The organism is Hyphomonas sp. (assembly GCF_013823385.1).
Taxonomy (GTDB): domain Bacteria; phylum Pseudomonadota; class Alphaproteobacteria; order Caulobacterales; family Hyphomonadaceae; genus Hyphomonas.
Genome location: NZ_PNMA01000002.1, coordinates 1 through 24,351 on the forward strand (window position 1 = coordinate 1; position 24,351 = coordinate 24,351).

The window sequence follows — 24,351 nt, forward strand, 5'->3', positions numbered from 1 at the left end:
CCCTTCGAGGGATCAGAAATCGCACGGCGATTTCCCCGAGAAGGCCTGCTGTCTGAAAGACAGCTGGCAAGGCCACCTGAACTGATCCGAACCCGGATGGCACCCGCCAGTCCGGATACAGACATATGGAAAAAACTCATGGCAAGACGAAAACGAGACCGCCGGCTGGATTATGCGCAGATCAGCTACCCTGAAGACCGCGCCGCCCTGCTGAGGCTCAGCGGCGCGCCCGCCTGGCTGATCGCCCGCGCGCAGCGGGAGGAGCGCCCGAACGCCCTGCGTGCCCTTGGCAATCCTCAGCGGCGCCGGGAAAAGGCGCGCCCTATTTCTCGCCGGCGGCCTTGCCCATCTGGCGCAGGATCCAGACCGTGATACCGATCATCACCAGTATCAGGGCGCCGAAACCTGCAAGCGCGCCCACCGCCAGGGGATCAATCGTCAGATTACCGATCTGCATGTGAGGCCTCCTCCAGCATTGAGATTCTCAAACGGAAGATACGAGAAGCCTGGCGCCGGGGAAACCCGCGTAAGACTACCTAGGCTGGGAACGCCCCCGCCCGGCTGAGCGCGCTGGCGACCGGGTGGCCCAGCACGGTTTCCAGCCATTTTGCCGTTTCGATCAGGCGCGCAAGGTCGAGCCCCGTCTCATATCCCGCCCGCTCCAGCATCCAGACAACATCTTCGGTCGCCACATTGCCCGTCGCCGCCGGCGCGAAAGGACAGCCGCCAATGCCCCCGCAGCTGGCATCGATCACATCCACGCCCGCCTCCACGGCGGCAAACACATTCGCGAGGCCTGCACCGCGCGTATCGTGGAAATGCATCCGCAGGAACACGTCCGGCGCCTCGATCCGTACCCGGTCGATCGCGCGGCGCACGTCCCACGGCGTGGCCGCCCCGATCGTGTCGCCCAGCGCCAGCTCGGCAACGCCTGCCCGCTGCGCCTGCGCGGCAAGGCTGCCGACCACGGCGATATCCACATCGCCCGTATACGGATCGCCAAAAGCCACCGAGATCGTCGCCGTCAGCGGAATGCCCGCCTCATGTGCCAGCGGGGCGCAATGGCTGAGCATGTCGGCGCTCTCCTGCGGGCTCATGCCCTGGTTGCGCCGCCCGAACGCCTCGCCTGCCACCAGCACGAAATTGATTTCATCCGCCTTCGCCTCAATCGCCCGGCGCATGCCGGTCTCGTTGAGAGCCAGGGCAATGTGGCGGGTCGTCCGTGTCCGGTCGAGCCCGGCAAACACGGCCGGAGAATCCGCCATCTTCGGCACGGCCTTGGGGCTGACGAAGCTCCCCGATTCCATCCGCCGGACGCCCGCCGCCTCCAGCCGCGCAATGAATTCCAGCTTCTGTTCGACGCTGAGATTGGCCGGATCATTCTGCAGCCCGTCGCGCGGGCCAACCTCCACAATATCGATACGCCGTCCCATGCTCACTTCCCTGTAAATGCCGGCGCCCGCCGCTCGACAAAGCTCGCCACGCCTTCCTTGAAATCATGCGTCGCAAAGCTCGCCTCCATCTCGGCATCGGCCACTTCCAGCGAGGCCGCGTAAGACTGGAAATAGCTCTCGCGCACCTGCCGCTTCATGATCGCTACCGAGCGCGGCGACACCTGCGTCGCCAGATGCCGGGCCGTCTCGCCCACAAATTCCATCAGTTCACTGCCGGGCAGCGCCTTGTTGACGAGGCCAAGCCGCTCTGCCTCCACCCCGTCAAACTTGCGCGCGGTGAACAGAAGGTCCAGCGCATGGGCTTCCCCGACCAGGCGCGGCAGCTGCCAGGCAATGCCATGCTCGGCAATCAGGCCGCGCTGGGCAAAGGCGGTGGTGAACTTCGCCTCGGCGGCGGCATAGCGCATGTCGGCAAAGAGGGTGAGGATCAGGCCGATACCGGCGCAGGGCCCGTTGATCGCCGCGATGATCGGCTTGGGGCAGGCAAACATGTGGCCAAAGCGGCCCGGGAACACCTTCTCGAGCTCTGACGGCGTCTGCGGCCTGGGGGCAGAAGGCCGCGTCGCGTTATAGTCTGCCCCGGCGCTCGCCTGGATCGACTGGAGGCCGTTCATGTCCGCCCCGGCGCAAAAGCCGCGCCCCGCCCCGGTGATCACGATGCAGCGCACGGCGTCGTCAGCCCCGCCCTTCCGGATCGCGGTCTCCACCTCAACCTGCATCGTGCCGGTCCAGGCGTTCAGCCGGTCGGGACGGTTCAGCGTGATCGTCAGCACGCCGTCTGAAAGCCCGGTCAATATCTCCTGATAGGCGCTCATCGCTCGTCTCTCCCTATGGTCTCTGCATCAGTCTAGACCCGTATCCCAGGATTGGGCAGACGCAAAACCACGCTCCCCTGCCGCTTGACTTGGGCGCGGCCATGGGCGACCGCTGCGGCGATGAGCAGCTTCCTCCCTCCCCTCTCCGGCAGCGCGCAGGACGAAACCGCCGAGCTGCGCCCGCGCTTCGATGCGAACGGTCTCATCGCCGCCATCGCGCAGGATGCTGTCAGCGGCGAGGTGCTGATGCTCGCCTGGATGAATGCCGAGGCGCTGCAGAAAACGATTCTGACCGGCCGGGCCACCTACTGGTCGCGTTCGCGGGGCGAAATCTGGGTCAAGGGCGAAACCTCCGGCCACATCCAGGAAGTCACCGAGATCCGCATCGATTGCGATCAGGATGCCGTGCTGCTGAAAGTCCGTCAGACCGGCGGGGCCTGCCACACCCACCGGGAGAGCTGCTTCTACCGGCGCGTCGACGGCTCTGCGCTATCCTTCCCCGGCGAGGCAGATTAGGGTTCCGCCGAAAACTGGAGGAACCGCCATGCGCCTGCCCACATCATTGACCCAATGCCTGCTAACCGGCGCTGCCGCCGCCCTTCTGGCTGCCTGCGCCCCGCCTGCCGAAACGCCCTCTGCCGAAGCGCCCCTGCCTGCTGCCGAAACCGCAGACGCAGCCGCCCCGGCGCTCTACGTCGATGTGCTCGATTGCGGCACCATCGCCATCTCCGATCTCGATGCCTTCTCCTCGGCCGGCGACTATGCTGGCCAGGCCGACGAGTTCACGAACACCTGCTATCTGATCAACCACCCGAATGGCCGCCTGCTGTGGGATCTTGGCCTGCCGTCCCAGCTCGTCGGCCTGCCGCCCTTCACCCAGCAGATATTCACCGTATCGGTCGAACGCTCGATCACAGACCAGCTCGCCGATCTCGGCGTGGTGCCGTCCGAACTCACCTATGTCTCGATCTCGCATGCCCATTTCGACCATATCGGCCAGGCCGATCAGGTTCAGGGCGCCACCTGGCTCGTGAACCAGACCGAGTATGACTACATGTTCCCGGCCGATGGCTCGCCCCCGGCGGACCCGTCACTGGCGGCAAACTTCGCCCTGTTCCAGGCGATGGACAAACAGATCATCAGCGATGGGCATGACGTGTTCGGCGATGGCAGCGTGGTGATCTTCCAGACGCCTGGCCATACGCCGGGGCATTCATCGCTCCAGCTGACCCTGCCGGAAACCGGGCCGGTCCTGCTGACCGGCGACCTCTATCACCGCACCGAGAGCCGCGAGCTTGGCCGCGTGCCGCGCTTCAACACGAGCGAAGAGAATACCCTCGCCTCGATGGCCGCATTCGAAGCGCGGGCCACCGACCTTGGCGCCAAGGTCGTCATCCAGCATGAGCCGGCTGACATTGAGCCGCTGGGCGGAGCTATTCGCTAGGCGCCGTCTCATCCTCAGCGGGCAGAGGGGCGGGCCGGATGAAAATCCGGTCCTCCCGCCCGGCAAACTCGCCCCGGCGGAATTCGCCAGCAATGCTGGCTGAAAGCCCCGCCTCCGTGAGCACGGCGGCGATGCGGGCGGCGCGGCGGTGCCCCAGCGCCCGCTCGTCAAATGTCTGCGCCGCCACGGCGTTCGGAAGATAGGCCACCACCTCCACCCGCCGCGCGCCCCAGCGCTGCAGGGCCCAGACCTGATCGGCCAGCATATCGGCGGCGCGCGGGGCCAGCGCATCATCATTGGGCGCAAACGGGATGGGCAGCAGCGCCAGCGGCGGCGGTACGACTGAGATCGTCCAGTCGGCATAGTTCCGCGTCAGCCCTTCCTCCAGGCTGCGCCAGACCGGCAGGGTCACCCCTTCGGTCGGCGCGGCTGCGAACACAGCCGAGCGCGCCTGCGGGTCGATGTCTGCGGCGGCGAGATTGAAGGGAAAGGCGGCGCGCAGATCCCGCTCGGTCCGGCGTTCCTGAGCCAGGGCTTCGAACTGGGACATCTGGGCCCGCAGCGGCGCGCCAAGGGAAGACTCCGCCGCCTGAAGGAAACGCGCCGTCGCGGTGTTGTTGTTGTCGTCCACCTGAATCTGGTCGATCGAAACCTTCACCGTCCGGCGAAACCGCTCTGCCAGCCGCTCCGCCAGCGCCGCTTCGGCGCCCGGCACACGGTCATTGGTCAGCACGGTCGCCTGCAGCACGATCTGATGTTCCCCGCGCCGGGGAAACGCCACATCCATATCGGAAAGCCGCGCTTCCCTGCCCTCAAACGGGACCAGTACCAAATCCCGCGCCACATCCCGCACGCGGGTCTCATAGGCAATGTCGCGCAGCGCCAGGCCGAGCGGAATCGAAAGGGCAACGAAGACGCCGACGATCAGCCCGGTCTGCCAGAAATTATGCTGCGGGCTGTGGCGCTCGCCAAACCCGTAGAAGCGGGACAGCACCGTCACCGAGAGCGCAATCGCCAGAAGGTTCGTCATGTAGAGAAAGAAGGCCCCGCCCGCGAGCTGGAACTGCGCCGTCGCAAGGCCATAGCCCACAACCGCCAGCGGCGGCATCAGGGCCGTGGCAATCGCCACGCCGACGATCGTCTCGCCCTTGCGGTGGATCACGGCATAACCGCCCGCAAGACCGGAGAAGACAGCGACCAGAAGATCAAAGAAATTCGGCCGCGTCCGCGCCAGGATCTCCGGGGTCACATCCGTCAACGGAGAAAGGAAAACGATCAGAAAAGACGTGCCAAGCGCCAGACCGGTGCCGATGGCCAGCGAGAGGATGGCCTCCCGCAGCGCTTTCAACTCCAGGATCGAAAGCGAGAAGCCCATCAGCATGATCGGCCCCATCAGCGGAGAGATCAGCATAGCGCCAATGATCACCGCCGGAGACGACAGAAGCAGGCCGAGAATGGCGATCCCGCAGGACATTGCCGTCATGAAAAGATAGCGCCCGGAGACGCCGCCTTCTTCATGGACGTGATCGACCACTTCCATATGATCAATGCTGCGGATGCCGCGCCAACGAGCCACCCGCAGCCGGCGATACCATTCCGGCCGCCGGGGCGGCTTGTGCTCAGCAGTATTGGTCATGTCCCGTCCTCGTTCACGAGAGTCCGTTCAAGCAAGCCACAGTGTAGCTCGCTCTCGCAACTGAAGTGTTACGCTAAGGAACGAGGCTCAGTTGCCACCCTCAACCAGGCGCCGGGCGATCACCATCGCCTGCACTTCGCCCGCGCCCTCGAAGATGTTCAGGATACGTGCGTCCTGCAGAATGCGGCTAATCGTGTATTCCAGCGCAAAGCCATTGCCGCCATGGATCTGCACGGCATTGTCCGCCGCCGCCCAGGCAACCCGCGCCGCCAGCAGCTTCGCCATGCCCGCTTCCAGATCGCACCGCTTGCCATTGTCCTTCTGGCGCGCCGAGAAATAGGTCAGCTGGCGCACGCCAATCAGTTCCGCCGCCATCATCACCAGCTTGTTGGAGACACGCGGGAACTTGAAGATCGCCTGGCCAAACTGCTGCCGGTCGAGCGCGTAACGAAGCCCGGTTTCGAAGGCGTTCTGAGCCACGCCCACCGCGCGCGCCGCCGTCTGGATACGGGCGCTCTCGAAGGTGGCCATCAGATGTTTGAAGCCCTGGCCTTCCACGCCGCCCAGCAGGTTCTCGGCCTTCACCTTGAACCCGTCAAAGCCGATCTCGTATTCCTTCATGCCGCGATAGCCGAGCACTTCGATTTCGCCGCCCGTCATGCCCTCTGCCGGGAACGGCTCGGCATCGGTGCCGCGCGGCTTCTCCGCCAGCAGCATGGAGAGGCCGGAGAAATTGTTCGTCGCCGGATCGGTTCGCGCCAGCAGCGTCATCAGGTCGGCGCGCACAGGGTGGGTGATCCAGGTCTTGTTGCCAGTTACGATATAATCGGCGCCGTCAGCAGACTTGACCGCGCGGGTGCGCAGCGAGCCAAGGTCAGACCCGGTATTGGGCTCGGTGAACACGGCCGTGGGCAGGATCTCGCCGCTGGCAATCTTGGGCAGCCACTTCTCCTTCTGCTCGGGCGTGCCCCCGATCAGGATCAGTTCAGCAGCGATCTCGGACCGCGTGCCGAGAGAGCCCGTCCCGATATAGCCGCGCGACAGTTCCTCGGAGACAACGCACATCGCCGTCTTGCCCATGCCGAGGCCGCCGAACTCTTCGGGGATCGTCAGCCCGAACACGCCGAGCTCCGACATTTCGTCGACCACATCCATGGGAATGTATTCATTGCGCAGGTGCCAGCCATGAGCGTGCGGCTTGATCCGGTCTGCGGAAAACTTGGCAAACTGTTCGCGCACCATTTCCATGGTCTCGTCGAGACCGGTGGTCTCCACCGTATTGCGCGACAGCGCATCGGGCAGCAACGCAGCAGCGGCTGAAAGAACTGCCTGGCTCTTGCCCTCGATGATCAGCTTGCGGATGACCGGCACGGCGAACAGTGCGTCGGACGCCTCAAGGCTGCCGAGTTCATGCGGGCGGATCGTCTCGCCCTGGTTCATCGGAATGCCGCCAATGATCTGGGCGCAATACTCGCTGAACAGGATCTGGGACAGCAGCGCCTCGGCCTCACCGAACCTGCCCTCAGCCTCAAGCCGCGCGGCCCATTCGGAAACCTGGCGCAGCGTTTCGACATAGGTGACGAGCCAGGAGAGGCCATGGGCCATGTGCTGGTTGCGCTCGAAGGCGCCGCGATCCGGTTTCCCGTCAGCGCCGGCCAGCAGGCCCCTCGCCCCGGCAATCGCGGCGGCCGCATAGGTGTCGAGCGCGGTGACGGCTTCCGCCAGCACGCCCACAAGCCCCGGAAAAACCGTGCCCTGGCCCTGTTCCAGCGTCTCAACTGCACCCATCGCGTCTCTCCCTCATATCTGTTGCCGCCTCATGTCGCCGAATAGGATAGGGCGGCAAGCGCTTTCTGGCATATCCATGTTGTGCGGCGCAACATCGCGCCGGAGTCCATCTCCTGGCCTCAGCCTTCCAGTTTCCGGTAGCGCGCCGTCTGCGAATGCGCCAGGGCCCGGCCCGCCGGCTCCGGCAGAAGGCGGGTCAGCGTCGCCACCGCCTTGTTGAACAGGCCCGGCACCACCACCGGCTGGCCCCGGTTGACCGCCTCAATTCCGGCTTTCACCACCGGCGCGGCGTCCATCCACATCCATTTCGGCATCTTGTTGGTCGTCTCGCGCATGCCGTTGACGTCATGGAACTCGCTCCAGGTAAAGCCGGGGCAAAGCGCCGTGCAATGAACATCCTTATGCCCCAGCGTCTCGCATTCGGCCGCGACACTCTCGGAGAACTTGATCATCGCCGCCTTCACGCTCCCGTAAAGCGTGTGCCCGGCGCTGCCGGGCGCATACCCGGCCAGAGAGGCAACATTGATGATCCGGCCATAGCCCCGCGCTGCCATGCCGGGCAGCACCCGGTGCGTCAGCTCCACCGGCGCCAGATAGAGAACCTGCAGGAAATCGGCCTGCTCGGCCCATTTGGTGGAGAGAAACGTGCCGGGCAGTCCGTAGCCGGCATTGTTGACCAGCGCGTCGATCTCCCGGCCCTTGCCTTCCAGCGCAGCCATGATCCGCGGCGGCGCGCCGGGATTGGCCAGATCTTCGGGAATGACCTCCACCAGCACGCCGTAGCGGGCATGCAGCTCGGCCGCCAGAACCTGCAGCCGGTCCACCCGCCGCGCCGTCAGGGCGAGGTCCCAGCCCAAAGCTGCGTACTGCTTCGCAAACTCAGCACCTATGCCGGAAGAGGCACCCGTGATGAGGCAAAGCCGCCTATTCATGCCCATTTTTCATGCTCGCTTCGTGAGTTGTGTCAGAAATGCAACAAAAGCATAACTAAAGCATGGCGTTAGCGCGGCCTCCTTGTTGATTGCTACGCCGCCCTCACCTTACGGTCAGTTCAGGTTTCCACAACCACCCGCCGGCAAGCCGGCACACACGCACACGGAGTGACCCCATGAAATTTAAAACAGCCCTATCAGCGGCCGTTGCCGTTGTTGCGCTTTCCGCCGCCGCAGCCCCCGTCTGGGCACAGGCACAGGAAGGCGACTCTGCCCGAACCCTCGATACCGTCGTCACCGTCGGTACCCGCGTTGCCAACCGCTCTGCCCTCGATACCGCCGCCCCGGTAGACGTGGTGTCCGCAGAGACCATCCAGAATATCGGCGTCGGCGAGCTTAACCAGGCGCTCTCCGTCAACCTGCCTTCCTACAACTTCCCCCGCCCTGCCCTGACCGATGGCACCGACTCCGTGCGCCCCGCCGCCCTGCGCGGCCTGGCGCCCGACCAGACCCTCGTGCTCGTCAATGGCAAGCGCCGCCACTCCGCCGCCCTCGTCAACGTCAACGGCTCGATCGGCCGCGGCGCTTCGGCGGTTGACCTCAACACCATCCCCTCGCTGGCCGTTGGCGGCGTGGAAGTCCTGCGCGATGGCGCCTCGGCCCTTTATGGTTCCGACGCGATTGCCGGCGTGGTCAACGTCCGCCTGCGCGAAGCCAATACCGGCGGCGCAGTCCAGGCGAGCTATGGCTGGCGCGAAACCGAATATACGACACCGGTCATCGCCCCGACCGCCGCAGGCGTGCCCAATCCCGGCAGCACGGTCAGCCGCAAACGCTCGGACGGCCATGTCCTGACCGTCGCCGGCTGGAAAGGCTACAGCCTCGGCGAAGATGGTTTCCTCACCATCACCGGCGAATACAAGGACCAGAACCACACCGAACGCTCCGGCTATGACAGCCGCCAGCAATATCCGACCGTCTTCCCGGAAGGCGAAGCGATCATCAATCGCTTCAATGGCTGGACCGGCGAGCCCGACCTCGAACAGCTGAGCTTCTTCGCCAATGCAGGCTACACCCTCGCCAACGGTGTCGAGCTTTATGGCTGGGGCAGCTTCCAGGACCGCGAAACGGTGTCTGCCGGCTTCTTCCGCCGCGCCAATGATGCCCGCAACGTCATCGAGATCTACCCGAACGGCTTCCTGCCGAAGATCAACCCGACGACTACGGACTATTCGGCCCTCGGCGGCGCCCGCTTCAACTGGGCCGGCTGGGATGTCGATGCCTCGCTCGGTTATGGCTCCAACAAGATGGAGTTCCAGATCATCGACACGCTGAACCGCTCGATCGGCCCGGCATCCAAGACCTCCTTCGACGCCGGTGGTTTTGAAGGCTCGCAGCTGGTGGCCAATATCGGCTTCGTCAAAGGCTTTGCCATGGACGGCCTCGCCTCCGATCTCAACGTGGCCTGGGGTGTGGAAGCGCGCAAGGAAACCTACGAAATCTTCGCAGGCGAGCCCGACTCCTACCGCAATGGCGGCGTGCTGCTCGGCGGCGCCCCGACCGCGTCTGGCGCCCAGGTGTTCCCCGGCTTCCGCCCCGAAAACGAGCGTGACGAAGACCGCACCGCCGTCGGTATCTATGTCGACCTTGAAGCCAACGTCACCGACAAGCTGCTCGTCTCCGGCGCCGTGCGCGGCGAATCCTATTCGGACTTCGGCGAAGCCCTCACCGGCAAGCTCGCAGCCCGTTACGATCTGACCGAGAGCTTCGCAGTCCGCGGCTCGATCCAGAACGGCTTCCGCGCCCCGTCGCTGCAGCAGCAATACTTCACCACCACCTCGACGAACTTCATCGGCGGCGTGCCCTTCGACATCACCACCTTCACGGTGGACGATCCGGTGGCCATCGCGCTCGGCGCAACTCCGCTGGATGCAGAAAAGTCGGTCAACTACGCCCTCGGCTTCGTCTTCCGTGCCGGCGCCTTCAACCTCACGGTCGATGGATACCGGATTGATGTTGAAGACCGTATCGTCCTGTCGGAAAACCTCACCGCAGCCAACGTTCAGGCTTACCTGCAAGGGCTCGGCTTCGTCGGTTCGGGCGGCGGCCGCTTCTTCCTGAACGGCGTCGACACCGAAACCACGGGCGTCGACATCATCGCCAACTACGCCTTCCCGGAAACGGAAATCGGCACCTTCCGCGGCACGCTCGGCGCCAACTTCAACAAGACCGAAGTGACGAAAGTGCCGGCCGTTCCGCAACTGGCAGCGCTTAATCCGGCCCCTGTCCTCTTCGGCCGCGTCAACGTCCTGACCCTCGAAGAAGGCGCCCCGAAGGACAAGTTCACCGGCCAGCTCGACTGGGAACGCGGCCCCTTCGCCGCCACCCTGCGCGCGATCCGCTATGGTGAAGTGCTGGTGCCCAACTCCAACCCGGCCAGCGACTATACGCTCGATCCGAAAACGGTCATCGATCTGGAAGCCCGTTACACCTGGAACGACCGCCTCACGCTCGCCCTCGGCGCCGACAACATCCTGGACGAGTATCCCGATGCGGCCCCGGCAGCGCAGAATGGAACGGGCAATACGCCCTTCTCCACCTACTCGCCCTTCGGCTATTCGGGCCGCTTCGTCTACACGAAGGCTACCCTGAAATTCTAAGGCGCGATCCCTCCGCTTACCAACAAACGCCGCCCTTCCGGGGCGGCGTTTTTCATTGCCCTGAGGGCAGCGCTTGATCTCTTCTGGCCCGCCCCTACTGTCCGGCGCCAGCACACGATCCTTGGGGGGAAACACTATGGCCCGCATCCGCGCCAACGGCATTGAACTGGAATATGACACGCTGGGAAATCCGGCCGACCCGGCCATCCTGCTGGTGATGGGCTTTGCCTTCCAGATGACCCGCTGGCCAGACGCCTTCCGCCAGGGCCTTGCCGAGGCTGGCTTCCATGTCATCCGGTTTGACAACCGGGATATTGGCCTCTCCCAGGAAATGGGCGGCTTTTCCAGCTATACCCTGAACGACCTTGCCGCCGATGCCGCCGGCCTGCTGGAAGCGCTCGGCATTGAGCGCGCGCATATTGTCGGGATGTCGATGGGCGGCATGATTGCCCAGCTGATGGCGCTCGACCATCCGCAGAAGGTTCACAAGCTGGTTGCGATGATGACTTCGTCCGGCGCCCCGAACCTGCCCCCGCCCACCCAGGAAGCCCTCGCCGCGCTGACCGCCGTGCCGATGCAGCGCACGCCCGAGGCCATCGCCGACATCGCCGTGAAAGCCCAGCACGCCATCGGCTCGGCGCCGCATCTGCGCAACAGCGCAGATACCATCCGGCGCAATGCGATTGAGGACTTTCACCGCTCGGACCGGCCATTTGGCGTCATCCGTCAGTTCACGGCCATTCAGGCCCAGCCCCGCTGGCATGACCGTCTCGGCGCCGTCACGGCCCCTACCCTCGTATTGCACGGCAGCGATGATCCGCTGGTGCGCCCGGCGGCCGGCGAAGACATCGCCCGGCGCATTCCCGGCGCCCGCTTCAAGGCCCTTCCGGGCTGGGGCCATGATCTCGCCGACGCGCTGTCGGAAACCCTCGCCAGCGAGATCACAGCCTTCCTGAAAGCATGATCCGTTAGCGGATGGCCACCGGGTTGATGATCGCCTGAACGGCGCCTTCAAGGCGCGGCGTGCCCAGCGTGAAGAAGAACTCCGTCACACCGTCTTCGGCCAGTTCATGCGTCACCATATTCTCGAGGATGTAGACGCCATTCTTGGCCAGCAGTGTCAGGTGAACATCAAACGGCCGGGCCTCCTTCTCGAACGGGATCACTTCCAGCGCCCAGGTATCGGCGCCCACCGCGACGGCGCCAAGATCGGCCAGATACTGCGCCCCTTCCACGCCAGGGCCTGGCTCCGTCGGCGGAAGATCGGCAGAACCTTCATTGGCCTTCATCGTGCCCGTATGGAAGAGAACCACATCCCCCTCCCCGATGCTGACACCGGCCGCCGCCATCGCCGCGTCGATCTCCGCCTTATTGAAAGCTGTTCCGGCAGGCACCGGATTGCCAAACTGCTTGGTCATGTCCAGCAGCACGCCGCGCGTCGCCATCGGCGGCAGATCATGCGTGCCAAACTGGGTAAGCCCGCCGGTCGTCACAAAGTCCGCCACCGGCACACCGTTATAATAGCGATGGTCGATGCCCATATGGCCAAGCCCGTCAATCTGGCTGCCGATGCCGATATAGGTGTTGACGAGATCGTCATTGCCCACCGCCTTGTTCTCGCCCAGCGGCGTGCCCGATCCGTCCGAGAGCTGAAGGATCGTCATGGAGAAGCTGCGCGGCCCGTATGCCGGCGTCTTGCGCCCGGTCACCTGGCCCAGCGCATAGGTCTTGCCCGTGGTGATCAGCTTGGCAGCTTCGGCTGTCTTCTCCGGCGAGAGCAGGTTCATAGCCCCGATCCGGTCCTCCGCGCCATAGCGGGAGGGATACCAGACCTCTTTCGCAGCCCCCTTTGCCCCCGGCGCCGGCGCCGGCGCGGCCTCATCCGCCGCCATATGCCCGCACGCCGCCACCAGCAGCACCGATGCCATCAGAACCTTCTTCATCGCTTCCTCCCGATTTTCTGTTTCTGGGAGAAAGCCTAGCGCCGGATCGCGCCTGCGCAACCCGTATCAGGCCCGGCGCACCAGGAAGCCCGCCCGCGGGAAATGCACATGGATGGTCTCGGCCACGTCGCTCACCCGCTGCAGGATCACGCGCTGGCTGTCGGCATGCACCAGCTCGCCCTCCACCCAGTCCTGGCCGTAATCGTCTGGCGCCACCGCCACATGCTCGCCCGGCGCAAAGCCCTGCGGTTCGTTGCGCGTGGTTGCCGCCACCAGGCGCGGGGCCGCATCCTTGGCAATCGCAATGGCCTGAGCCGGCGTGATCGTCTCGGGCGTCTGGCCTTCCACTTCGGTCAGCCGGTCATACCAGGCCCGCGTCAGCGGCGCGCTCTCGAAACAGGCATCGGCAAAGGCCGGCACGGCCTGCTTCATCCACCACACATTCATGTAGGCATGCACATCGACAAAGCCCGGCTTCGCGCCGATCAGATACAGCCCGCCGCCCGCGCCCTTGGCGCCCGCCAGCCGCTCCTCCAGCAGCATCAGCCGCGCCCGCCACTGGTCGCGCATCATCGGCGCCACCGCCTTCATCGCCGGGATGTTGAACGGCCGCCCGGAAAGCTGCTCGCGGTCCTTGATGAAGGCTTCGGGCACATTGTCCCCGATCTCGCCAAAGATCACCGCCACCGAAGACTGGAACCAGCGCCCGTCGCTCCAGCCCGCCACCATCTGCGAAAGGCCCTCATGGCCCGGCAGTTTCAGCGACACCATCGGATAGCGGATATCCAGCTCCCGCAGGATGATCGCCGTGTCGCAATAGATATCCGCGCCGATCTGCAGCACCGGAATGCGCCGGTAGCCGCCCGTCAGCGGGATAAGGTCGGGCTTGGGCATGATCGAGGGCTGCTCGACCCTCGCATAGGCGAGGTTCTTGAGGCGAAGCGTCAGGCGCACCTTCTCGGCATAGGGCGATGCAGGATATTCGTGCAGGATAATGCTGCGGGCGTCCGCCATGGTAACCGTTTGCCTCCCAGGCTGTTTTTGGGGCGCACTCTGCGCGCGTTCCTGTTTGCAGGAAAGTGTAAATTCCGCCCTTAACTCTGGGATAAGAAACGGCAAGAATCGGGTGGCGCCGCCCTGGCGGCTCCGGCAAACTCCCCTCCATGGCAGACACCCTCTCCCCCCTCGACGAACGCGCCCGCGCCTATGCCCGCATGGCCAAGGCTCTCGAATGGCTGGGCGACACCTGGCAGGAATGGCCCGGCCTTGACGCCGCCGCCCGGGCCATGGGCCTCTCGCCGCATCATTTCCAGCGCGAGTTCACCCGCTGGGCCGGCATCAGCCCGAAACAGTTCCAGGGCGCCCTTGCCCATGCCGCTGCGGGCGATCTCCTGCGCCAGGGCGCCAGCGTGCTGGACGCCAGCCTCGAGACCGGCCTTTCCGGCCCAGGGCGCCTGCACGACCTTTTCATCGCCCATGAAGGCCTCACCCCCGGCGAAGCCAAATCCGGCGGCAAGGGCGCAGACCTTACCCTCGGCAAGGCGCCCACCCCCTTCGGCATGGGCGCCTGGCTGATTGGCCCGCGCGGCCTCATCGCGCTCGGCTTCATCGACGAGGAGGCCGCCCCGCGCACCGGCTTCGAGCATCAGGGCCGCCAGGAAGAAGACGCCTTCGCCAATCTCGCCGCCCGCTATCCCGCCGCCACGATCCGCCGGGATGACGCCGCCGCCGAGCGCATGGCGCGGGACGTGTTCGAGGATGGCGCGCCCCTGCCCGTCTGCCTCTATGGCACGCCTTTCCGCCGTCAGGTCTGGCGCGCGCTGCTGGATATTCCAGCCGGCGAAACCTGCACCTATGGGCGCCTGGCCGCCGCGATCGAGGCGCCCAGGGCCTCCCGCGCGGTCGGCGCGGCGGTCGGGGCCAACCCGGTCAGCTGGTTCATCCCCTGCCACCGGGCCCTTGCAGCCGATGGCCGGCTGCATAACTATCATTGGGGTGTGGCGCGAAAGCGCGCCATGCTGGTATACGAACGCGCCCATCTGGCCTGATCCTCAAGGGGGCCAGCCAGCTTCGGGCGCCCAATTCTGGCCCTGAAGCGGACCTGACCCATGTGGCTCTACTTTCTTCTCATCTTTGCCATCCTGGCCTGGGGTGCCCACCTTGGCTGGCGGTGGAAACAGACGCGGGAATTTGCGCCCCAGCTGCTCGCCCTGCGCCAGCAATCGGGTGAATTGCCTCCTGGCATTGACGAGAAGGAGTTCACCGATCTCTATCTCCGCGCCGAAGGCCCCCGCGCCGCCACCTATATCTATGTCTGCGCCGCCCTGCTGACGCTGGGCCTCGCCCCGTTGATCGCCGTGTTCAACATGATCTGGGACACTTTCTGGCAGCTCTCGGGCACCTCCCCAGTGTTCGAGCGCGGCACCCTGATCCACACCTTCAGCATCTTCCTCGCCTTCATGGGCGTGACGGTGCTGCTCCTCGCCGCCGCCCTGCGCCGCTACTACACCCTGACACCGCCAAACCTCCGGCAGGTCATCCGTAATCTGAAGGAAGCCTATTCATGAGCCCTGAATTCCTCCACACCATGATCCGCGTCGGCGACATTGACGCGGCCAAGCGCTTCTTCTGCGACGGCCTCGGCCTCACCGAAGTCACCCGGTACGACAATGAAGCCGGGCGCTTCACCCTGGTCTTCCTCGCCGCCCCGGCAGACATCGCCCGCAATGGCGGCGTGCCCGAAGGCGCCTCCCCAACATCGCTCAATATCCCGATGGTGGAACTCACCCATAACTGGGACGAGACCGAATATGCCGGCGGGCGCAATTTCGGCCACCTCGCCTATCAGGTCGAAGACATCTACGCCGCCACCCAGCGCTTTGCCGATCTCGGCGTCACGATCAATCGTCCGCCCAGAGACGGCCGGATGACCTTCATCCGCTCCCCCGACGGCATCTCCGTCGAACTCCTCCAGAAGGGCAAACCGCTGGCCCCGCAAGAGCCCTGGGCCAGCGCCCCGAATATCGGGGCCTGGTAAGAAGGAGGATAAGCCCCCCGCCTATCCAACACCTCCCACCCGTCATCCCGGAATTTGCGGAGCAAATATCCGGGACCCAGAAAGCCCCTCCACCCCCCGTGTCATCCCGGCCAAGGCCGCGCAGCGGCCGCAGAGCCGGGACCTGCTCACGGTTTGCAGAGCGCCCTCACCAAGGTCCCGGATCACCGCTGCGCGGTGTCCGGGATGACACGCGCGGAGAAAACCTTATCCGACCGGGTGTCCCGTTCCCCCACATTACACGCATCCTCCCCACAGGAGCCGCGCCGGTACCGTTCGGTTTGGGGGGAGGGGCGCCCCGGAGGATGGGAGGCGGTGGACGTAACGGCCCACCGCAACCCTAGGGACGTTGATCCAGGCAAGCCGGACCAAAAAGCCGGTAGAGAACCCCGACTGGCCCGCCTCTCACCCGAGAGGTCACGTGAGCAATGGTAAGTGGTCAAGGCCTGGCAGCGCCGAAGTCATCCCGAAAACTGCCCGAAACTCCGGCGGCAGTGCGCGGCGGGCGAATGCGCCCACACCGCAACAGTAAAACTTAAACCACCGGGCGCCGCGGCGCCCGCCGCGCAGGCTCCACTTCAAGTGAGCCGACCGAACTGCTCCGAACCCGGATGGCCCCGCCAATCCGGATACAGCCGCATGGAGACACGCCGCACCAGCATTCCGGCGACCGGCTACCCGGTAAAAACGCGCACCGGCTCGAACTGTCCGGCGCGGACTTCGCCCAGCGCAATCGCCTCCTCACCCATAAGGGCAAGGGCAACCCGGTCGTCCTCATCGCTGCGCCCTTCGCGCCAGCCTTCCACCACATGCGGCAGCAGGACAATCGAGCGCCCCTGGCGGATATTGGCCGCGTCATGCGGGCTGATCTGCACCTGCGGCATGCCGGAGAGGACCGCATGCAGTGGCTGCAGCTTCGTCATCAGGGCGGGCTTGTCCTCCTTCAGCGCCTCCAGATCGGCAAGGGAGACGGCCGATTGCGCCCCGAAAGCGCCGACGCGGTTGCGGCGAAGCTGGGTGATATGGCCCTCCGCGCCCAGATCATTGGCCAGATCCCGCGCCAGCGCCCGGACATAGAAGCCCTTGCCCGAGACGACATGGATCACCGTATGATCGGCGTCCGGCATACCGATCACGCTGGCGGCATGCACATCCACCTCGCGGGCCTCCAACTCGAACGCTTCGCCTTCCCGCGCCAGGTCATAGGCCCGTTCGCCCGCCACCTTGATGGCGGAATATTTCGGCGGCACCTGCTGGATCGTCCCGATATAGCGCTTCAGCGCCGCTTCGATGGCGGCCCGGTCCGGGCGCACATCTGAGGTGGCAATCACTTCGGCTTCGGCGTCCTGGCTGGCGGTCGAAATGCCCCAGCGGATGGTGAAGACATATTCCTTGTGCGCGTCCATCGCCCACTGGACGGTCTTGGTCGCTTGGCCGAGCGCGATGGGGAGGATACCGTCCGCCAGCGGATCAAGCGTGCCGCCATGGCCCACCTTGTCGGCATTGTAGAGCCGCTTGATGATGGCCACCGCCTGGGTGGAGGTCATGTCGACCGGCTTGAAAAGATTGATCCAGCCCGTGATGGGCTCGCCTTTGCGCTTACGTTGGCGGGACACTGGTATTCTCCGGGCTGGCCAGTCTGGCGGTTCGAACGCGCAGCCGGCAAAGGGCTCATATTGTGCCGCCGGGCTTATGCGCGCTGGCCCTGCCGCGTCAACGGGGCCTGCTGCTGCGCCCGGCAAAAAGGATCAGAAAGTAATGCGCGGGCCTTCGAAAACATCGTCTTCCTGGGCAGGCTCCGGCTTGGCCGGCGCGGCGGCACTCAGCGCTGCGCCCTTGGGCAGGCGAAGGTTCACGACATCGAGATTGAGATCGAAATCGCCCGTGATGGCCGCGTCGCCCGTATCCATCTTGTGGCGCACCACATCCCGGATCTTCACCAGAACATCCCGGTTATTGTCCACCAGCGGGATCTGCCGGGCATCCGAAGTGCCGATCAGGAGGCGGTAGTAAGGCTCCCGCTTCTTCAGCATCACAGCAATCATCGCCGCCCGGATGCCCAGAAGGACGCCGAGAACCAGCAAACCGATGCCGGCAAAGAGGCCGATCACCCCATCGCCCTGCGCCGGGCGCAGCGCCCACCAGCCGAGCCCCAGCAGGCCGAAGAAAAGAAGGGAGACACACAAGGTGGCATAGACGCTCTGCGTCTTGCGATTGCGCGGGGTATCCCAGGGGGCAAACTCATGGCGCTCGACCGACATGGTCGCGATCCGGCGGATGGCGATGGTATCGTCGCCCATCTGCAGCGAAGCTGCGGAAACCTCGCCCTGGCGGGCGCCTTCCATGTCGAGTGTCTGACGGTCCATTCTGAGCCCCGATTACCCAATATGATGGGCTGGCAGGGCCATCCCATCCTGTCAAATGACAAAGCAAAAAGGCAGAAAGACGGCAGCCGCCTGCCTTCAGTCCTGGCTGTCCACGTCGCGGCGCACGCGCGGATCGTTCAGCAGCCTGTCGATAGCGGTTGCCTCATCATAGGAGGCGTCCGCGATGAAATGCAGCTCTGGCGTGAACTTCAGTTCGATCTCGCGGCCCAGCCGCGCGCGCAGGAACCCCTTCGCCCGGGTCAGCGCCTCGGTGAGACGCTTGCGCCCCTCCTCGGACTCGTCGCCCAGCGGGGTGACGAAGATATTGGCATGCTTGAGATCGGGGGAGCAGCGCACTTCCCCGACCGTGACGATGACATTGGCAAGATCGGGATCGCGGAAGTCCTCGCGCGAGATGATCTCGGCAAGGGCATGGCGGATGATCTCCCCAGCGCGCAACTGGCGCTGGGAAGGAAGACCGGGAGGTGTCGGGCGGCGGGCCATATCGGGGTGTTACGCAAGCGTCCTTGCGATTTCCTCGACCTGGAAGCACTCGATCTTGTCGCCGACGCGGATATCGTCATAGCGCTCGAACGCCATGCCGCATTCCATGCCTGCATTGACCTCGGACACTTCGTCCTTGAAGCGCTTGAGCGTCTTGAGCTTGCCCTCGTGGATAACGACGTTGTCGCGCAGCAGGCGCACGCCGCAACCGCGGAGAACCTTGCCTTCGGAGATCCGGCAGCCGGCAACCTTGCCGACCTTGGTGATGTTGAAGACTTCCAGAATATCGGCATAGCCGAGGAAGGTCTCCCGCTTCTCCGGGGCAAGCATGCCCGACAGGGTCGATTTCACGTCGTCGAGCAGGTCGTAGATCACCGAATAGTAGCGGATCTCGACACCTTCACGCTCGGCCAGATCACGCGCCTGCTTGTTGGCGCGGACGTTGAACGCAAAGATCGGCGCATTCGACGAGCGCGCGAGCAGAACATCGGACTCCGAAATACCGCCGACAGCGCCATGAATGACCTTGGCGCGAACTTCCTCGGTCGAGATCTTGTCGAGCGACATGGTGATCGCTTCGACAGAGCCCTGCACATCGCCCTTGAGAACGATCGGCAGTTCGCTGGTCTCGATGGCGCCGTCCTTCAGGCGATTCATGATCTGATCCAGCGAGGCACGCGCTGCCACGGACGCATTGCCGGCAATCTGGCGCTTCGTCCGGACACGGTATTCCGTGATCTCACGGGCGCGGGCCTCGTTCTCGACGACGACGAAAACGTCGCCCGGATCCGGCGCGCCATCCAGGCCGAGCACCTCAACCGGAAGCGAAGGACCGGCATCGGCAAGTTGCTGGCCGCGCTCATCGACGAGCGCGCGCACCTTGCCCCAATTGCCGCCCGCAACGACGATGTCGCCGCGCTTGAGCGTACCGCGTTTCACCAGAACCGTCGCGACCGGGCCACGGCCCTTGTCGAGCTTGCTCTCGATGACGACGCCGTCCGCCGGACGGTTCGGGTTGGCTTTCAGTTCAAGCACTTCGGCCTGCAGCGAGATCGCGTCCGTCAGCTCGTCAAGGCCGAGGCCGGTCTTGGCCGACACTCTCACGGCCTGCGTCGTGCCGCCCATGGATTCGACCTGAATGTCATGCTGCAGAAGGTCTGTGATGACCTTGTCCGGATTGGCGTCGTGCAGGTCAGACTTAGTGATTGCCACGACGATCGGCACACCGGCCGCCTTGGCATGGCTGATGGATTCAATCGTCTGCGGCTTGATGGAATCGTCTGCGGCGACGACCAGAACGGCGATGTCGGTCGCGTTGGCGCCGCGGGCACGCATGGCCGTGAAGGCAGCGTGGCCCGGCGTATCCAGGAAGGTGATCCGTTCGCCGGATTTCAGCTGAACCTGATAGGCGCCGATATGCTGGGTAATGCCGCCGGCTTCACCGCCGGCCACATCTGTCTTGCGCAGGGCGTCCAGCAGCGAGGTCTTGCCGTGGTCGACGTGGCCCATGATGGTGACGATCGGCGCACGGGGTTGCAGATCTTCCTCACGGTCGTCCTCGCCCTCAAGACCGATTTCAACGTCGGCCTCAGACACGCGCTTCACGGTGTGGCCGAATTCGCCGGCGATCAGCTCTGCCATGTCGGCGTCGATGATGTCATTCCCGCGCAGCATTTCGCCCTGCTTGAACATGAACTTCACGACGTCAGCGACGCGCTCGTTCATACGCTGGGCGAGATCCTGGAGGGTGATCGTTTCCGGCAGGGTGACTTCGATCGAAACCTTGTCGCGGTGATCAGCGCCGCCAATACGGCGTTCGCGTTCACGCTCGCGGGCCCGGCGGACCGAGGCGAGCGAGCGTTGACGGTCTGCATCATCGCCCAGCGCCGAAGCGATGGTCAGCTTGCCACGGCGGCGTTCGCCGGCATCGCGCGACGCCTTCGTTGCCACTTCCCGGGCGCGCTCGGCACGATCATCGCGCGCCGGCTTGCTTGGGCTTCCACCGCCGCGCTTGGCGCGGCCGGCATCGGCTTCTTCTGCTCCGGCGGCCGGAGGGGCCTGAACGGCAGGGGCAGCACGGGGCGCCTTTGTCGGGCGTTCCACGCGTTGTTCGCGGGTGGCAGCTTCGGCGGCCAGCTTGGCGGCTTCTTCCTCAGCGCGGCGGCGAGCCTCAGCCTCTTCGCGTTCGCGGGCTTCCTGCTGCTTGCGCTCCTGTTCGTTCCGCAGGCGATCCTGAGCGGCCCGTTCGGCCTCGGTGTCCTTGGCGCGGGCGGCTTCTTCGGCCTTGCGCTGCTCAAGCACTTTCTGCCGGGCCTTGAGCTCGGCAACTGTGATGCCGAGCTTGGCAGCAAGAGCGACCAGCTTGGCTTCCATTGCATCGGAAGCAGACGGCGTCGCGGGGCCAGCATCATTGCCACCGCCCTGCCCGCCACCGGCAGACACCGGGCGGCGCTTCTTGGTCTCGACGACCACCTGTTTGGAGCGCCCATGGCTGAAGCTCTGCTTGACCGTGCCGGAGGTCTTCCGCACCACAGTCAACGGCTTGCGCCCACCGGAATTGCCTTGATCGTTCGTATCGCTCATTCGTCCTACATATCACATATTACACCGAAACACCTCTGTGTTCCGGCAGTTTCCGTTATCGGCCCGTTTCCTGGAACCAGGTCAGCTCTGGTGCCTCCCGAAATCCGGTGAGGCGCCGATAGGCGATCTCCCAGGAATCCGCGATGGGCCCCCTACGGACGAGCCCGTGTATCACACGGTCGCGTCCAAATGCCATGCCCAATTCCGGCGCGCTGAGCGCTCCGGCGACTTTCACGTCGCTATATAGGGCTTTTGCGAGAAAATATACCTTCGAGCGGCCATCTTCCGCGCCATCTGCCGCCTCAAGCAGGAAAGCGGGGTGCCCGCCGCGCAGAGCGTCGCGCACCTGGTCAAACCCGCATATGGCTTGCCCGGCCTTGCGCGCAAGGCTGAGCGTGTCGACGCAGCGTTTGAGGAGAAGGCGCTCAATCAGATCGGCCAGCCCCTCAGGCACTGTGACCTGAGATTTGAACCCGCGTGCGAAAGCGCCTTTCTTGGCGGCCAGATCGATCACGCCGCGCTCTGCCTTCACCCAGACGCCCCTGCCCGGCAGGCGCTCCTGAATGTCCGGCGTCACAACACCATCGGGAGACAGCACAAAGCGCAGCATCGCCGCCTTCGGCAGCCGCTCGCGGGTAACCGCGCACTGGCGCTCGGGCGAGGAAGTATCCTCCTCGCCCGGACCATCATCCAAATTGTCTGCGATCAGGCGCGGATCACTCTCGGGACGCGGCTTCGTCATCGCCGCCCTCCGATTCAAGTTCGGAGAGGTCAATGCCGAGCTCTTCGGCAAGGGCCTCTTCCTCTTCATCATCGTCAGTCGAATTGCCGAGCTCGCCAAGCGCGAGGAGCGCACGCTCCTCCTCGGTCAGCTCAGGGGCTGCTTCGGTTGACTGTTGCTGCGCCAGCATCTCCTCAATGGCTTCCGGCTCGATCCAGCCAGCGGCAACGCGCGCCTTCATGACAAACAGATTGGCGTCGTCCTTGCGCATCTCGCCCTTCTTGAGGATGCCTTCGACCCAGACGGGCTTTCCGTCCGGACCGGGCTCGCGGTAGCCGGTGATGTCGTCCGGAACGAGACCGGCCACATCTTCAACCGTCTTCACGCCTTCCTGACCAAGCTTCACAGCAAAGGAGGGCGTCATGCCTTCCAGCGCCATGACGTCGTCCGTCACGCCAAGTTCGCGGCGCTTGGCATCGTTTTCAGCGGCGACGCGCTCAAGATACTCGCGGGCACGCTCCTGCAGCTCTTCAGCCACATCGGTGTCGAAGCCCTCGATCGTGATGAAATCATCGGAAGCGACATAGGCAATCTCTTCAACCGACTCGAAGCCTTCCGAAGCCAGCAGCTGGGCGAGGGTTTCGTCCGCATCCAGAGCTTTCATGAAGAGTTCGGTACGCTCCTGGAATTCCTTCTGGAAGCGTTCGGAATCTGCCGACTCGGTGATCAGGTCGATCTGCCAGCCGGTGAGCTGGGATGCCAGGCGCACGTTCTGGCCGCGGCGGCCAATGGCCAGCGGGAACTGATCGTCAGCCACCACAACCTCGACGCGGCGCTCGTCTTCATCGAGCACCACCTTCGAGACTTCTGCCGGCTGCAGCGCGTTCACGATGAAAGTGGCCGCGTCAAAGCTCCACGGGATGATGTCGATCTTCTCGCCCGAAAGCTCGCCGACGACCGCCTGGACACGCGCGCCGCGCATACCGACGCAGGCGCCGACCGGATCGATCGAGCTATCATTGGAGATAACGCCGATCTTGGCCCGGCTGCCCGGATCGCGGGCACAGGCCTTGATCTGGATAACGCCTTCATAGACTTCCGGCACTTCCTGGGCGAACAGCTTGCGCATGAAATCTGGTGCCGCGCGCGACAGGAAGATCTGCGGGCCCTTCACTTCACGGCTCACCTTGTAAAGGTAGGCGCGCACGCGATCATTCGGCTGGAAATTCTCGCGCGGGATACCGTCATTGCGGCGGATGATGCCCTCAGCGCGGCCAAGATCGACGATCACATGGCCATACTCGACGCGCTTGACGATGCCGGAGACGATCTCGCCGACGCGGTCCTTGTATTCATTATACTGACGCTCACGCTCGGCATCGCGCACTTTCTGCGTGATCACCTGCTTGGCGGTCTGGGCAGCAACACGGCCGAAATCGAAGGGCGGCAGCTCTTCCTTGAGCTCGCTTCCGGAGACCAGGGAGGCATCAATGCGCTTGGCTTCGGAGAGACGCAGCTGTTTGGCTTCGTCTTCAAAAACTTCGTCTTCCACAACCGTCTGCACGCGCCAGAGCGTCTGTTCGCCCGTCGCAGGATCGATCTTGGCCCGGATGTCATGCTCCTGGCCGTACTTGGCCTTGGCGGCTTTCTCGATCGCCTCCTGCATCGCCTCAATGACGATACGCTGGTCAATCGACTTCTCCTCGGCAACCGCCTTGGCGATCTGCAGGATTTCAAGCCGGTTGGCTGAAACGCCGATGGCGCTCATTGGACATCTCCTGTCTCTTCATCTTCGTCTTCGGACTCGTCGATCTCGAAATCGGCGAGGGATTCTTCATCGTCTTCCGGCTGCGGTGGCAGATTTCCTGCGGCCCGCGCGGCTTCAATCAGTTCGTCCGTGAGCACGAGACTTGCCCGGCTCATTTCGTGGATGCCGGCAACGAGTTCGGTCTCATCGTCAAGCTCGATCCGGGCGCCGTCATTGTCTTCGCCGATAATGATGCCGGTGAAGCGGCGGCGGCCATCAATCGGACGCGCCAGTTCGATCTTCACGGCATGGCCGATCCAGCGGGCAAAATCGCCAGGACGCGTCAGCGGCCGGTCGATGCCCGGCGTCGATACTTCCAGCGTGTAAGCCTCGGAAATCGGGTCTGCGGCGTCCAGCGTGGGCGACAGGGCCCGCGAAAGGCGCGCGCAATCTTCCACATCGGTCGGCGCGCCCCCTGCCCTCTCGGCCATGATCTGCAGGTGCGGGCGGCGCCCACCCTGGACGCGCAGGCGCACGATTTCCATCCCGATGCCCTCAGCCACAGGCTGGATCAGCGAAAGAAGACGGCGTTCCTGTTCAGTCAGAACGATCATGTGTAGGGGGCAGGCTCCGGACTAAAGAAAAGCGGCGGACCCGTTTCCGGACCCGCCGCCGATATATTTCGACTTGGCCGCTAGATAGT

22 protein-coding genes are annotated in these 24,351 nt (G+C 64.5%); 7 read left to right on the forward strand and 15 right to left on the reverse strand.

The window, feature by feature from the left end:
• Nucleotides 1-322 precede the first annotated feature (322 nt).
• The 3 genes from C0456_RS01830 to C0456_RS01840 all read right to left on the reverse strand — a co-directional run bounded on the left by C0456_RS01830 (nt 323) and on the right by C0456_RS01840 (nt 2,269).
• The gene (locus C0456_RS01830) at nt 323-457 is read right to left on the reverse strand and encodes a hypothetical protein (RefSeq protein ID WP_291047686.1); all 135 of its coding nucleotides are present in this window, start codon (nt 455-457) and stop codon (nt 323-325) included.
• Between the two features lie 79 nt (nt 458-536).
• Complete coding sequence (locus C0456_RS01835) at nt 537-1,433, reverse strand: hydroxymethylglutaryl-CoA lyase (protein WP_291047688.1); 897 nt, start codon at nt 1,431-1,433, stop codon at nt 537-539.
• Nucleotides 1,434-1,435: 2 nt separating this feature from the next.
• Nucleotides 1,436-2,269: an enoyl-CoA hydratase gene (locus C0456_RS01840; RefSeq protein WP_291047690.1), complete on the reverse strand. Its 834-nt coding sequence runs from the start codon at nt 2,267-2,269 to the stop codon at nt 1,436-1,438.
• Nucleotides 2,270-2,389: 120 nt separating this feature from the next.
• On the opposite strand from C0456_RS01840, the gene hisI reads away from it, so the two are divergent.
• Complete coding sequence (gene hisI / locus C0456_RS01845; RefSeq protein ID WP_291047692.1) at nt 2,390-2,785, forward strand: phosphoribosyl-AMP cyclohydrolase; 396 nt, start codon at nt 2,390-2,392, stop codon at nt 2,783-2,785.
• A gap of 28 nt (nt 2,786-2,813) precedes the next feature.
• Nucleotides 2,814-3,713, forward strand: a complete 900-nt coding sequence (locus C0456_RS01850; RefSeq protein ID WP_291047694.1) for an N-acyl homoserine lactonase family protein — start codon at nt 2,814-2,816, stop codon at nt 3,711-3,713.
• On the opposite strand, the gene C0456_RS01855 is transcribed toward C0456_RS01850, so the two are convergent.
• The 3 genes from C0456_RS01855 to C0456_RS01865 all read right to left on the reverse strand — a co-directional run bounded on the left by C0456_RS01855 (nt 3,703) and on the right by C0456_RS01865 (nt 8,069).
• Nucleotides 3,703-5,349 carry a TIGR00341 family protein gene (locus tag C0456_RS01855; RefSeq protein ID WP_291047695.1) on the reverse strand — a complete coding sequence of 549 codons (1,647 nt, stop codon included), beginning with the start codon at nt 5,347-5,349 and terminating at the stop codon, nt 3,703-3,705. The genes C0456_RS01850 and C0456_RS01855 overlap by 11 nt on opposite strands.
• Nucleotides 5,350-5,436: 87 nt before the next feature.
• Nucleotides 5,437-7,137 (reverse strand): acyl-CoA dehydrogenase family protein, encoded by a 1,701-nt coding sequence (locus C0456_RS01860; protein ID WP_291047697.1) that lies wholly within the window; start codon nt 7,135-7,137, stop codon nt 5,437-5,439.
• Nucleotides 7,138-7,256: 119 nt separating this feature from the next.
• On the reverse strand, nt 7,257-8,069 hold the full coding sequence (locus tag C0456_RS01865; protein WP_291047698.1) for an SDR family oxidoreductase: 813 nt from the start codon (nt 8,067-8,069) through the stop codon (nt 7,257-7,259).
• Nucleotides 8,070-8,245: 176 nt separating this feature from the next.
• On the opposite strand from C0456_RS01865, the gene C0456_RS01870 reads away from it, so the two are divergent.
• Complete coding sequence (locus tag C0456_RS01870; protein WP_291047700.1) at nt 8,246-10,729, forward strand: TonB-dependent receptor; 2,484 nt, start codon at nt 8,246-8,248, stop codon at nt 10,727-10,729.
• A 136-nt stretch (nt 10,730-10,865) separates the two neighbouring features.
• The gene (locus C0456_RS01875; RefSeq protein ID WP_291047701.1) at nt 10,866-11,693 is read left to right on the forward strand and encodes an alpha/beta hydrolase; all 828 of its coding nucleotides are present in this window, start codon (nt 10,866-10,868) and stop codon (nt 11,691-11,693) included.
• Nucleotides 11,694-11,697: 4 nt separating this feature from the next.
• Here the strand turns inward: C0456_RS01875 and C0456_RS01880 are convergent, their stop codons facing one another.
• Both C0456_RS01880 and C0456_RS01885 read right to left on the reverse strand, forming a co-directional pair.
• Nucleotides 11,698-12,672, reverse strand: a complete 975-nt coding sequence (locus tag C0456_RS01880) for a cyclase family protein (RefSeq protein ID WP_291047702.1) — start codon at nt 12,670-12,672, stop codon at nt 11,698-11,700.
• Between the two features lie 66 nt (nt 12,673-12,738).
• Complete coding sequence (locus tag C0456_RS01885) at nt 12,739-13,686, reverse strand: glutathione S-transferase (protein ID WP_291047703.1); 948 nt, start codon at nt 13,684-13,686, stop codon at nt 12,739-12,741.
• A gap of 149 nt (nt 13,687-13,835) precedes the next feature.
• Here C0456_RS01885 and C0456_RS01890 point away from each other — a divergent pair, with 149 nt between their 5' ends.
• From C0456_RS01890 to C0456_RS01900, 3 genes are read left to right on the forward strand one after another with little or no spacing between them, the layout of a single operon-like run.
• Nucleotides 13,836-14,720, forward strand: a complete 885-nt coding sequence (locus C0456_RS01890; RefSeq protein ID WP_291047704.1) for a methylated-DNA--[protein]-cysteine S-methyltransferase — start codon at nt 13,836-13,838, stop codon at nt 14,718-14,720.
• 60 nt (nt 14,721-14,780) lie between these two features.
• Entirely contained in the window at nt 14,781-15,239 is a 459-nt protein-coding gene (locus tag C0456_RS01895; protein ID WP_291047706.1) for a hypothetical protein, read from the forward strand.
• Nucleotides 15,236-15,709, forward strand: a complete 474-nt coding sequence (locus C0456_RS01900; RefSeq protein ID WP_291047707.1) for a VOC family protein — start codon at nt 15,236-15,238, stop codon at nt 15,707-15,709. The genes C0456_RS01895 and C0456_RS01900 overlap by 4 nt, the downstream gene beginning before the upstream one ends.
• A 692-nt stretch (nt 15,710-16,401) precedes the next feature.
• Here C0456_RS01900 and truB read toward each other — a convergent pair.
• The 7 genes from truB to rimP form a co-directional block, all read right to left on the reverse strand.
• The gene (truB, locus tag C0456_RS01905; RefSeq protein ID WP_291047709.1) at nt 16,402-17,343 is read right to left on the reverse strand and encodes a tRNA pseudouridine(55) synthase TruB; all 942 of its coding nucleotides are present in this window, start codon (nt 17,341-17,343) and stop codon (nt 16,402-16,404) included.
• A 132-nt stretch (nt 17,344-17,475) separates the two neighbouring features.
• Complete coding sequence (locus C0456_RS01910) at nt 17,476-18,093, reverse strand: DUF6232 family protein (RefSeq protein ID WP_291047711.1); 618 nt, start codon at nt 18,091-18,093, stop codon at nt 17,476-17,478.
• Nucleotides 18,094-18,189: 96 nt separating this feature from the next.
• Nucleotides 18,190-18,597, reverse strand: a complete 408-nt coding sequence (rbfA, locus tag C0456_RS01915) for a 30S ribosome-binding factor RbfA (RefSeq protein ID WP_291047712.1) — start codon at nt 18,595-18,597, stop codon at nt 18,190-18,192.
• A gap of 9 nt (nt 18,598-18,606) precedes the next feature.
• Nucleotides 18,607-21,180, reverse strand: a complete 2,574-nt coding sequence (gene infB, locus C0456_RS01920) for a translation initiation factor IF-2 (RefSeq protein WP_291047714.1) — start codon at nt 21,178-21,180, stop codon at nt 18,607-18,609.
• A 55-nt stretch (nt 21,181-21,235) separates the two neighbouring features.
• Nucleotides 21,236-21,922, reverse strand: coding sequence for an RNA-binding protein (locus C0456_RS01925; protein WP_291047716.1), 687 nt, complete (start codon nt 21,920-21,922; stop codon nt 21,236-21,238).
• Nucleotides 21,897-23,669, reverse strand: coding sequence for a transcription termination factor NusA (nusA, locus tag C0456_RS01930; protein ID WP_291047719.1), 1,773 nt, complete (start codon nt 23,667-23,669; stop codon nt 21,897-21,899). The genes C0456_RS01925 and nusA overlap by 26 nt, the downstream gene beginning before the upstream one ends.
• Nucleotides 23,666-24,262: a ribosome maturation factor RimP gene (gene rimP, locus C0456_RS01935; protein WP_291047721.1), complete on the reverse strand. Its 597-nt coding sequence runs from the start codon at nt 24,260-24,262 to the stop codon at nt 23,666-23,668. The genes nusA and rimP overlap by 4 nt, the downstream gene beginning before the upstream one ends.
• Nucleotides 24,263-24,351: the final 89 nt, after the last annotated feature.

Excerpts from the sequence above, each read along its gene's own strand:
- C0456_RS01830 (WP_291047686.1), bottom strand. The coding sequence starts at position 457 with ATGCAGATCGGTAATCTGACGATTGATCCCCTGGCGGTGGGCGCGCTT.
- C0456_RS01835 (WP_291047688.1), bottom strand. The coding sequence starts at position 1,433 with ATGGGACGGCGTATCGATATTGTGGAGGTTGGCCCGCGCGACGGGCTG.
- C0456_RS01840 (WP_291047690.1), bottom strand. The coding sequence starts at position 2,269 with ATGAGCGCCTATCAGGAGATATTGACCGGGCTTTCAGACGGCGTGCTG.
- hisI (WP_291047692.1), top strand. The coding sequence starts at position 2,390 with ATGAGCAGCTTCCTCCCTCCCCTCTCCGGCAGCGCGCAGGACGAAACC.
- C0456_RS01850 (WP_291047694.1), top strand. The coding sequence starts at position 2,814 with ATGCGCCTGCCCACATCATTGACCCAATGCCTGCTAACCGGCGCTGCC.
- C0456_RS01855 (WP_291047695.1), bottom strand. The coding sequence starts at position 5,349 with ATGACCAATACTGCTGAGCACAAGCCGCCCCGGCGGCCGGAATGGTAT.
- C0456_RS01860 (WP_291047697.1), bottom strand. The coding sequence starts at position 7,137 with ATGGGTGCAGTTGAGACGCTGGAACAGGGCCAGGGCACGGTTTTTCCG.
- C0456_RS01865 (WP_291047698.1), bottom strand. The coding sequence starts at position 8,069 with ATGAATAGGCGGCTTTGCCTCATCACGGGTGCCTCTTCCGGCATAGGT.
- C0456_RS01870 (WP_291047700.1), top strand. The coding sequence starts at position 8,246 with ATGAAATTTAAAACAGCCCTATCAGCGGCCGTTGCCGTTGTTGCGCTT.
- C0456_RS01875 (WP_291047701.1), top strand. The coding sequence starts at position 10,866 with ATGGCCCGCATCCGCGCCAACGGCATTGAACTGGAATATGACACGCTG.
- C0456_RS01880 (WP_291047702.1), bottom strand. The coding sequence starts at position 12,672 with ATGAAGAAGGTTCTGATGGCATCGGTGCTGCTGGTGGCGGCGTGCGGG.
- C0456_RS01885 (WP_291047703.1), bottom strand. The coding sequence starts at position 13,686 with ATGGCGGACGCCCGCAGCATTATCCTGCACGAATATCCTGCATCGCCC.
- C0456_RS01890 (WP_291047704.1), top strand. The coding sequence starts at position 13,836 with ATGGCAGACACCCTCTCCCCCCTCGACGAACGCGCCCGCGCCTATGCC.
- C0456_RS01895 (WP_291047706.1), top strand. The coding sequence starts at position 14,781 with ATGTGGCTCTACTTTCTTCTCATCTTTGCCATCCTGGCCTGGGGTGCC.
- C0456_RS01900 (WP_291047707.1), top strand. The coding sequence starts at position 15,236 with ATGAGCCCTGAATTCCTCCACACCATGATCCGCGTCGGCGACATTGAC.
- C0456_RS01910 (WP_291047711.1), bottom strand. The coding sequence starts at position 18,093 with ATGGACCGTCAGACACTCGACATGGAAGGCGCCCGCCAGGGCGAGGTT.
- rbfA (WP_291047712.1), bottom strand. The coding sequence starts at position 18,597 with ATGGCCCGCCGCCCGACACCTCCCGGTCTTCCTTCCCAGCGCCAGTTG.
- infB (WP_291047714.1), bottom strand. The coding sequence starts at position 21,180 with ATGAGCGATACGAACGATCAAGGCAATTCCGGTGGGCGCAAGCCGTTG.
- C0456_RS01925 (WP_291047716.1), bottom strand. The coding sequence starts at position 21,922 with ATGACGAAGCCGCGTCCCGAGAGTGATCCGCGCCTGATCGCAGACAAT.
- nusA (WP_291047719.1), bottom strand. The coding sequence starts at position 23,669 with ATGAGCGCCATCGGCGTTTCAGCCAACCGGCTTGAAATCCTGCAGATC.
- rimP (WP_291047721.1), bottom strand. The coding sequence starts at position 24,262 with ATGATCGTTCTGACTGAACAGGAACGCCGTCTTCTTTCGCTGATCCAG.